General features: G+C 70.1%; 1 protein-coding gene. It reads left to right on the forward strand.

Annotated elements, in window-relative coordinates; translation table 11 throughout:
* On the forward strand, positions 1-700 hold a 700-nt coding region (locus ACYVM4_RS16150; RefSeq protein ID WP_460669193.1), incomplete at its 5' end, for a manganese catalase family protein.
* Between the last annotated feature and the right edge of the window lie 134 nt (positions 701-834).

Below are 834 nucleotides of genomic sequence, written 5' to 3' on the forward strand. Positions count from 1 at the left end.
CACCGCCGCCGAGGAGTTCGGCCACATCGAGATGCTCGCCACGATGGTCGCCCAGCTGCTGGAGAAGGCCCCGGTGGGCATCACCGAGGACGCGATCCAGTCCGATCCGGCGGTGGCGGCGGTGATCGGCGGAACGGACCTGCAGCACGCGATCGTGGCCGGAGCCGGGGCGCGACCGGTGGACTCGATGGGCAACCCCTGGTCGGGGTCCTACGTGACCGCCTCCGGGAACCTGTTGGCGGACATGTCCGCCAACGTCAACGCGGAGATGCAGGGCCGGGTGCAGGTCGCGAGGCTCTACCACATGACCGACGACAAGGGCATCCGGGACATGCTGTCCTTCCTGCTGGCACGCGACACCATGCACCAGAACCAGTGGATGGCCGCGGTGAAGGAGCTGCAGGCCGACGGGCTGGAGCAGATGCCGGTGCCCTCCAACTTCCCGCAGGCCAAGGAGGCCACCGAGTTCTCCTACGACTACTACAACTTCTCCGACGGCGCCGCCGCCGCGGAGGGCTCCTGGGCGTCCGGGCCGACCCCGGACGGCAAGGGCGAGTTCGGGTACAAGGACGAGCCCATGGCCGGGGTGCCGATGCCCCCGCCCACCCACCCCGATGCCCGGTTCTACGGCACCACCGAGGTCCCCAACCGGGTGGAGAAGGCCGCCGGCACGATCCAGGACAAGCTCAAGAAGGAATGACCCCACCGGCCCACCGCGCAGCCCTGGGCCGCTCCGGGGAGAGGTCGGGGAGGGCGTGGCCACGTTGGACCACGTTGATCCGCAGCACCCCGCCGGGGGGCTGCCAGTCGTTGTGGGTCGGGGCCGTGATCAGC

This window comes from Kocuria himachalensis (genome assembly GCF_054784195.1).